General features: G+C 55.2%; 7 protein-coding genes and 1 pseudogene. 5 read left to right on the top strand and 3 right to left on the bottom strand.

Translation table 11 applies throughout. The features are described 5' to 3' along the window. Nucleotides 1-88: pseudogene (locus ABZJ92_RS19470) on the bottom strand (ANT(3'') family aminoglycoside nucleotidyltransferase); the annotation flags it as partial. A 112-nt stretch (nt 89-200) separates the two neighbouring features. Next, nucleotides 201-1,031, bottom strand: coding sequence for an oxacillin-hydrolyzing class D beta-lactamase OXA-1 (locus ABZJ92_RS19465; RefSeq protein WP_001334766.1), 831 nt, complete (start codon nt 1,029-1,031; stop codon nt 201-203). Between the two features lie 209 nt (nt 1,032-1,240). Between ABZJ92_RS19465 and intI1 the strand changes: the two genes are divergently transcribed. From intI1 to ABZJ92_RS19440, 5 genes are all read left to right on the top strand, one after another. After that, on the top strand, nt 1,241-2,254 hold the full coding sequence (gene intI1 / locus ABZJ92_RS19460; protein ID WP_000845048.1) for a class 1 integron integrase IntI1: 1,014 nt from the start codon (nt 1,241-1,243) through the stop codon (nt 2,252-2,254). 202 nt (nt 2,255-2,456) lie between these two features. Further along, entirely contained in the window at nt 2,457-2,807 is a 351-nt protein-coding gene (locus tag ABZJ92_RS19455; RefSeq protein WP_000454193.1) for a DUF3330 domain-containing protein, read from the top strand. A 125-nt stretch (nt 2,808-2,932) separates the two neighbouring features. Further along, the gene (locus tag ABZJ92_RS19450) at nt 2,933-3,493 is read left to right on the top strand and encodes a recombinase family protein (RefSeq protein WP_000147567.1); all 561 of its coding nucleotides are present in this window, start codon (nt 2,933-2,935) and stop codon (nt 3,491-3,493) included. 2 nt (nt 3,494-3,495) lie between these two features. After that, nucleotides 3,496-6,462, top strand: coding sequence for a Tn3-like element TnAs3 family transposase (locus tag ABZJ92_RS19445; RefSeq protein ID WP_001138064.1), 2,967 nt, complete (start codon nt 3,496-3,498; stop codon nt 6,460-6,462). Between the two features lie 66 nt (nt 6,463-6,528). Then, a complete protein-coding gene (locus ABZJ92_RS19440) occupies nt 6,529-6,906 on the top strand; it encodes a GNAT family N-acetyltransferase (protein ID WP_000656305.1) in 378 nt (125 codons plus the stop codon). A 200-nt stretch (nt 6,907-7,106) separates the two neighbouring features. Here the strand turns inward: ABZJ92_RS19440 and ABZJ92_RS19435 are convergent, their stop codons facing one another. Further along, nucleotides 7,107-7,766, bottom strand: a complete 660-nt coding sequence (locus ABZJ92_RS19435) for a type A-1 chloramphenicol O-acetyltransferase (protein WP_000412211.1) — start codon at nt 7,764-7,766, stop codon at nt 7,107-7,109. Nucleotides 7,767-8,066 lie beyond the last annotated feature (300 nt).

The following is an 8,066-nucleotide window of genomic DNA, read 5'->3' as shown; positions in this document are numbered from 1 at the left end:
CCAGCAACGTCGGTTCGAGATGGCGCTCGATGACGCCAACTACCTCTGATAGTTGAGTCGATACTTCGGCGATCACCACTTCCCTCATGATGTTTAACGTTTGAAATAAGGGGCGCCGAGCGCCAGCGAGGGGAGCCAAAAGCTTGCTTTTGGCCGTCCCGACTTGATTGAAGGGTTGGGCGATTTTGCCATTAGATTTTTTATAAATTTAGTGTGTTTAGAATGGTGATCGCATTTTTCTTGGCTTTTATGCTTGATGTTAAATTCGACCCCAAGTTTCCTGTAAGTGCGGACACAAAAACATATTTATGTCCTGATTTGCTTATAATAAACCCTTCAAACCATCCGTTTTGTAAGGTTCTATTTGCTGTGAATCCTGCACCAGTTTTCCCATACAGTTTTGTACTATTATCCAGATCTTGTAGATACATGTTCTCTATGGTGTTTTCTATGGCTGAGTTTTTAACTGGGAGATTGTGATTAATAATTTTACGCAGGAATTGAATTTGTTCTTCTGGTGAAATTTTTAAGCTACTTTCGAGCCATGCTTCTGTTAATCCGTTGTTTCTTTCTTTATCTCCAGAGAAGTCTTGATTTCCATAATCAAAATCTTTGAGATAATTCTTGATTTTATTTAATCCAATTTTTTGGGTTATTTCTTGCGAAACCCAAACAACAGAAAATTGCATCCACGTCTTTGGTGTATGATTGCTGTTCCAGATCTCCATTCCTTTGGGGGTTTTATCCCATTTGAATATGGTTTTCTGATCTATTATTTCCGCATCAAATGCCATAAGTGATAATGCGATCTTGAAAGTTGAATCTGGTGCCATTTGCGTTGCACACTTTGCTTTATTGAATTGAGCAATTTCAGCGTTTGTGGATGCATCGTAAAGTAAAAAACAACCTTCAGTTCCTTCAAATAATGGAGATGCAACAGTAGAGATATCTGTTGATGCACTGGCGCTGCTGTAGATAATATTTGCAATTATTAAAAAAATAGCGAAGTTGATATGTATTGTGTTTTTCATAATAAGTATTGGTTTGGTAAAGGGCTTAATTTTAACGGCTAACAATTAATGAGGCTCCGGGTTCGCCCAACTTTGTTTTAGGGCGACTGCCCTGCTGCGTAACATCGTTGCTGCTCCATAACATCAAACATCGACCCACGGCGTAACGCGCTTGCTGCTTGGATGCCCGAGGCATAGACTGTACCCCAAAAAAACAGTCATAACAAGCCATGAAAACCGCCACTGCGCCGTTACCACCGCTGCGTTCGGTCAAGGTTCTGGACCAGTTGCGTGAGCGCATACGCTACTTGCATTACAGCTTACGAACCGAACAGGCTTATGTCCACTGGGTTCGTGCCTTCATCCGTTTCCACGGTGTGCGTCACCCGGCAACCTTGGGCAGCAGCGAAGTCGAGGCATTTCTGTCCTGGCTGGCGAACGAGCGCAAGGTTTCGGTCTCCACGCATCGTCAGGCATTGGCGGCCTTGCTGTTCTTCTACGGCAAGGTGCTGTGCACGGATCTGCCCTGGCTTCAGGAGATCGGAAGACCTCGGCCGTCGCGGCGCTTGCCGGTGGTGCTGACCCCGGATGAAGTGGTTCGCATCCTCGGTTTTCTGGAAGGCGAGCATCGTTTGTTCGCCCAGCTTCTGTATGGAACGGGCATGCGGATCAGTGAGGGTTTGCAACTGCGGGTCAAGGATCTGGATTTCGATCACGGCACGATCATCGTGCGGGAGGGCAAGGGCTCCAAGGATCGGGCCTTGATGTTACCCGAGAGCTTGGCACCCAGCCTGCGCGAGCAGCTGTCGCGTGCACGGGCATGGTGGCTGAAGGACCAGGCCGAGGGCCGCAGCGGCGTTGCGCTTCCCGACGCCCTTGAGCGGAAGTATCCGCGCGCCGGGCATTCCTGGCCGTGGTTCTGGGTTTTTGCGCAGCACACGCATTCGACCGATCCACGGAGCGGTGTCGTGCGTCGCCATCACATGTATGACCAGACCTTTCAGCGCGCCTTCAAACGTGCCGTAGAACAAGCAGGCATCACGAAGCCCGCCACACCGCACACCCTCCGCCACTCGTTCGCGACGGCCTTGCTCCGCAGCGGTTACGACATTCGAACCGTGCAGGATCTGCTCGGCCATTCCGACGTCTCTACGACGATGATTTACACGCATGTGCTGAAAGTTGGCGGTGCCGGAGTGCGCTCACCGCTTGATGCGCTGCCGCCCCTCACTAGTGAGAGGTAGGGCAGCGCAAGTCAATCCTGGCGGATTCACTACCCCTGCGCGAAGGCCATCGGTGCCGCATCGAACGGCCGGTTGCGGAAAGTCCTCCCTGCGTCCGCTGATGGCCGGCAGCAGCCCGTCGTTGCCTGATGGATCCAACCCCTCCGCTGCTATAGTGCAGTCGGCTTCTGACGTTCAGTGCAGCCGTCTTCTGAAAACGACAATGGAGGTGGTAGCCGAGGGTGTGGAAACACCCGACTGCCTTGCGTGGTTGCGGCAGGCGGGTTGCGACACGGTGCAGGGTTTCCTGTTCGCCAGGCCGATGCCGGCGGCGGCCTTCGTCGGCTTCGTCAACCAATGGAGGAACACCACCATGAACGCCAATGAACCGAGCACCAGTTGCTGCGTGTGCTGCAAGGAAATCCCGCTCGATGCCGCCTTCACGCCGGAAGGGGCCGAGTACGTGGAGCATTTCTGCGGGCTGGAGTGCTATCAGCGCTTCCAGGCGCGGGCCAGCACTGCGACCGAAACCAGCGTCAAACCGGACGCTTGTGATTCGCCGCCGTCAGGTTGAGGCATACCCTAACCTGATGTCAGATGCCATGTGTAAATTGCGTCAGGATAGGATTGAATTTTGAATTTATTGACATATCTCGTTGAAGGTCATAGAGTCTTCCCTGACATTTTGCAGGGAATTCCATGACTGGACAGCGCATTGGGTATATCAGGGTCAGCACCTTCGACCAGAACCCGGAACGGCAACTGGAAGGCGTCAAGGTTGATCGCGCTTTTAGCGACAAGGCATCCGGCAAGGATGTCAAGCGTCCGCAACTGGAAGCGCTGATAAGCTTCGCCCGCACCGGCGACACCGTGGTGGTGCATAGCATGGATCGCCTGGCGCGCAATCTCGATGATTTGCGCCGGATCGTGCAAACGCTGACACAACGCGGCGTGCATATCGAATTCGTCAAGGAACACCTCAGTTTTACTGGCGAAGACTCTCCGATGGCGAACCTGATGCTCTCGGTGATGGGCGCGTTCGCCGAGTTCGAGCGCGCCCTGATCCGCGAGCGTCAGCGCGAGGGTATTGCGCTCGCCAAGCAACGCGGGGCTTACCGTGGCAGGAAGAAATCCCTGTCGTCTGAGCGTATTGCCGAACTGCGCCAACGTGTCGAGGCTGGCGAGCAAAAGACCAAGCTTGCTCGTGAATTCGGAATCAGTCGCGAAACCCTGTATCAATACTTGAGAACGGATCAGTAAATATGCCACGTCGTTCCATCCTGTCCGCCGCCGAGCGGGAAAGCCTGCTGGCGTTGCCGGACTCCAAGGACGACCTGATCCGACATTACACATTCAACGATACCGACCTCTCGATCATCCGACAGCGGCGCGGGCCAGCCAATCGGCTGGGCTTCGCGGTGCAGCTCTGTTACCTGCGCTTTCCCGGCGTCATCCTGGGCGTCGATGAACTACCGTTCCCGCCCTTGTTGAAGCTGGTCGCCGACCAGCTCAAGGTCGGCGTCGAAAGCTGGAACGAGTACGGCCAGCGGGAGCAGACCCGGCGCGAGCACCTGAGCGAGCTGCAAACCGTGTTCGGTTTCCGGCCCTTCACCATGAGCCATTACCGGCAGGCCGTCCAGATGCTGACCGAGCTGGCGATGCAAACCGACAAAGGCATCGTGCTGGCCAGCGCCTTGATCGGGCACCTGCGGCGGCAGTCGGTCATTCTGCCCGCCCTCAACGCCGTCGAGCGGGCGAGTGCCGAGGCGATCACCCGTGCTAACCGGCGCATCTACGACGCCTTGGCCGAACCACTGGCGGACGCGCATCGCCGCCGCCTCGACGATCTGCTCAAGCGCCGGGACAACGGCAAGACGACCTGGTTGGCTTGGTTGCGCCAGTCTCCGGCCAAGCCAAATTCGCGGCATATGCTGGAACACATCGAACGCCTCAAGGCATGGCAGGCACTCGATCTGCCTACCGGCATCGAGCGGCTGGTTCACCAGAACCGCCTGCTCAAGATTGCCCGCGAGGGCGGCCAGATGACACCCGCCGACCTGGCCAAATTCGAGCCGCAACGGCGCTACGCCACTCTCGTGGCGCTGGCCACCGAGGGCATGGCCACCGTCACCGACGAAATCATCGACCTGCACGACCGCATCCTGGGTAAGCTGTTTAACGCTGCCAAGAATAAGCATCAGCAGCAGTTCCAGGCGTCAGGCAAGGCCATCAACGCCAAGGTACGTCTGTACGGGCGCATCGGTCAGGCGCTGATCGACGCCAAGCAATCAGGCCGCGATGCGTTTGCCGCCATCGAGGCCGTCATGTCCTGGGATTCCTTTGCCGAGAGCGTCACCGAGGCGCAGAAGCTCGCGCAACCCGATGACTTCGATTTCCTGCATCGCATCGGCGAGAGCTACGCCACCCTGCGCCGCTATGCACCGGAATTCCTTGCCGTGCTCAAGCTGCGGGCCGCGCCCGCCGCCAAAAACGTGCTTGATGCCATTGAGGTGCTGCGCGGCATGAACACCGACAACGCCCGCAAGCTGCCAGCCGATGCACCGACCGGCTTCATCAAGCCGCGCTGGCAGAAACTGGTGATGACCGACGCCGGCATCGACCGGCGCTACTACGAACTGTGCGCGCTGTCCGAGTTGAAGAACTCCCTGCGCTCGGGCGACATCTGGGTGCAGGGTTCACGCCAGTTCAAGGACTTCGAGGACTACCTGGTACCGCCCGAGAAGTTCACCAGCCTCAAGCAGTCCAGCGAATTGCCGCTGGCCGTGGCCACCGACTGCGAACAATATCTGCATGAGCGGCTGACGCTGCTGGAAGCACAACTTGCCACCGTCAACCGCATGGCGGCAGCCAACGACCTGCCGGATGCCATCATCACCGAGTCGGGCTTGAAGATCACGCCGCTGGATGCGGCGGTGCCCGACACCGCGCAGGCGCTGATAGACCAGACAGCCATGGTCCTGCCGCACGTCAAGATCACCGAACTGCTGCTCGAAGTCGATGAGTGGACGGGCTTCACCCGGCACTTCACGCACTTGAAATCGGGCGATCTGGCCAAGGACAAGAACCTGTTGTTGACCACGATCCTGGCCGACGCGATCAACCTGGGCCTGACCAAGATGGCCGAGTCCTGCCCCGGCACGACCTACGCGAAGCTCGCTTGGCTGCAAGCCTGGCATACCCGCGACGAAACGTACTCGACAGCGTTGGCTGAACTGGTCAACGCTCAGTTTCGGCATCCCTTTGCCGGGCACTGGGGCGATGGCACCACATCATCATCGGACGGACAGAATTTCCGAACCGCTAGCAAGGCAAAGAGCACGGGGCACATCAACCCAAAATATGGCAGCAGCCCAGGACGGACTTTCTACACCCACATCTCCGACCAATACGCGCCATTCCACACCAAGGTGGTCAATGTCGGCCTGCGCGACTCAACCTACGTGCTCGACGGCCTGCTGTACCACGAATCCGACCTGCGGATCGAGGAGCACTACACCGACACGGCGGGCTTCACCGATCACGTCTTCGCCCTGATGCACCTCTTGGGCTTCCGCTTCGCGCCGCGCATCCGCGACCTGGGCGACACCAAGCTCTACATCCCGAAGGGCGATGCCGCCTATGACGCGCTCAAGCCGATGATCGGCGGCACGCTCAACATCAAGCACGTCCGCGCCCATTGGGACGAAATCCTGCGGCTGGCCACCTCGATCAAGCAGGGCACGGTGACGGCCTCGCTGATGCTCAGGAAACTCGGCAGCTACCCGCGCCAGAACGGCTTGGCCGTCGCGCTGCGCGAGTTGGGCCGCATCGAGCGCACGCTGTTCATCCTCGACTGGCTGCAAAGCGTCGAGCTACGCCGCCGCGTGCATGCCGGGCTGAACAAGGGCGAGGCGCGCAATGCGCTGGCCCGTGCCGTGTTCTTCAACCGCCTTGGTGAAATCCGTGACCGCAGTTTCGAGCAGCAGCGCTACCGGGCCAGCGGCCTCAACCTGGTGACGGCGGCCATCGTGCTGTGGAACACGGTCTACCTGGAGCGTGCGGCGCATGCGTTGCGCGGCAATGGTCATGCCGTCGATGACTCGCTATTGCAGTACCTGTCGCCACTCGGCTGGGAGCACATCAACCTGACCGGTGATTACCTATGGCGCAGCAGCGCCAAGATCGGCGCGGGGAAGTTCAGGCCGCTACGGCCTCTGCAACCGGCTTAGCGTGCTTTATTTTCCGTTTTCTGAGACGACCCCTATTATGGCGAAGGTATCATTCAGGAAGCGTTGATGAAGGATTATCTCTGTAAAAAGTTATTCAACCGGCTTTCCGGTACCCTGGTGATCAGAGCGCGCTGCGGCAATAACATTACTGGCCTGGCATGTTGCAATATTCTTTATCCCTCGCCCCGATACAGCGGTCAGCTGCATATTAAAGAGCTGTATGTTTCTCAGTGCGATCGAAATAAGGGCACGGGTAAAGCGATAATGCGCTTTATAGCCCGGCTTGCGCTTGAACAGGAATGCCTTAGCCTTAGCTGGAACGCTGAAAAATCCAACCCCGGCGCTAACCGTTTTTATCAGGCTCTGGGAGGCAGAATAAATGATCATATCGTCAATTATTACCTCCACGGGGAGAGCCTGAGCAAACTGGCCTCAGGCATTTGAGAAGCACACGGTCACACTGCTTCCGGTAGTCAATAAACCGGTAAACCAGCAATAGACATAAGCGGCTATTTAACGACCCTGCCCTGAACCGACGACCGGGTCGAATTTGCTTTCGAATTTCTGCCATTCATCCGCTTATTATCACTTATTCAGGCGTAGCAACCAGGCGTTTAAGGGCACCAATAACTGCCTTAAAAAAATTACGCCCCGCCCTGCCACTCATCGCAGTACTGTTGTAATTCATTAAGCATTCTGCCGACATGGAAGCCATCACAAACGGCATGATGAACCTGAATCGCCAGCGGCATCAGCACCTTGTCGCCTTGCGTATAATATTTGCCCATGGTGAAAACGGGGGCGAAGAAGTTGTCCATATTGGCCACGTTTAAATCAAAACTGGTGAAACTCACCCAGGGATTGGCTGAGACGAAAAACATATTCTCAATAAACCCTTTAGGGAAATAGGCCAGGTTTTCACCGTAACACGCCACATCTTGCGAATATATGTGTAGAAACTGCCGGAAATCGTCGTGGTATTCACTCCAGAGCGATGAAAACGTTTCAGTTTGCTCATGGAAAACGGTGTAACAAGGGTGAACACTATCCCATATCACCAGCTCACCGTCTTTCATTGCCATACGGAATTCCGGATGAGCATTCATCAGGCGGGCAAGAATGTGAATAAAGGCCGGATAAAACTTGTGCTTATTTTTCTTTACGGTCTTTAAAAAGGCCGTAATATCCAGCTGAACGGTCTGGTTATAGGTACATTGAGCAACTGACTGAAATGCCTCAAAATGTTCTTTACGATGCCATTGGGATATATCAACGGTGGTATATCCAGTGATTTTTTTCTCCATTTTAGCTTCCTTAGCTCCTGAAAATCTCGATAACTCAAAAAATACGCCCGGTAGTGATCTTATTTCATTATGGTGAAAGTTGGAACCTCTTACGTGCCGATCAACGTCTCATTTTCGCCAAAAGTTGGCCCAGGGCTTCCCGGTATCAACAGGGACACCAGGATTTATTTATTCTGCGAAGTGATCTTCCGTCACAGGTATTTATTCGGCGCAAAGTGCGTCGGGTGATGCTGCCAACTTACTGATTTAGTGTATGATGGTGTTTTTGAGGTGCTCCAGTGGCTTCTGTTTCTATCAGCT

The sequence above is a fragment of the Shigella sp. FJ200513 genome, assembly GCF_040495915.1.
Classification (GTDB): domain Bacteria; phylum Pseudomonadota; class Gammaproteobacteria; order Enterobacterales; family Enterobacteriaceae; genus ECMA0423.
Note: the sequence above shows the minus strand (reverse complement) of the source record. Positions and strands in the feature narration are given on the sequence as shown.

What these genes read in the sequence shown, in the direction of transcription:
- ABZJ92_RS19440 (WP_000656305.1), top strand. Translation starts at nt 6,529, where the DNA reads ATGAAGGATTATCTCTGTAAAAAGTTATTCAACCGGCTTTCCGGTACC.
- ABZJ92_RS19465 (WP_001334766.1), bottom strand. Translation starts at nt 1,031, where the DNA reads ATGAAAAACACAATACATATCAACTTCGCTATTTTTTTAATAATTGCA.
- ABZJ92_RS19435 (WP_000412211.1), bottom strand. Translation starts at nt 7,766, where the DNA reads ATGGAGAAAAAAATCACTGGATATACCACCGTTGATATATCCCAATGG.
- ABZJ92_RS19450 (WP_000147567.1), top strand. Translation starts at nt 2,933, where the DNA reads ATGACTGGACAGCGCATTGGGTATATCAGGGTCAGCACCTTCGACCAG.
- ABZJ92_RS19455 (WP_000454193.1), top strand. Translation starts at nt 2,457, where the DNA reads ATGGAGGTGGTAGCCGAGGGTGTGGAAACACCCGACTGCCTTGCGTGG.
- ABZJ92_RS19445 (WP_001138064.1), top strand. Translation starts at nt 3,496, where the DNA reads ATGCCACGTCGTTCCATCCTGTCCGCCGCCGAGCGGGAAAGCCTGCTG.
- intI1 (WP_000845048.1), top strand. Translation starts at nt 1,241, where the DNA reads ATGAAAACCGCCACTGCGCCGTTACCACCGCTGCGTTCGGTCAAGGTT.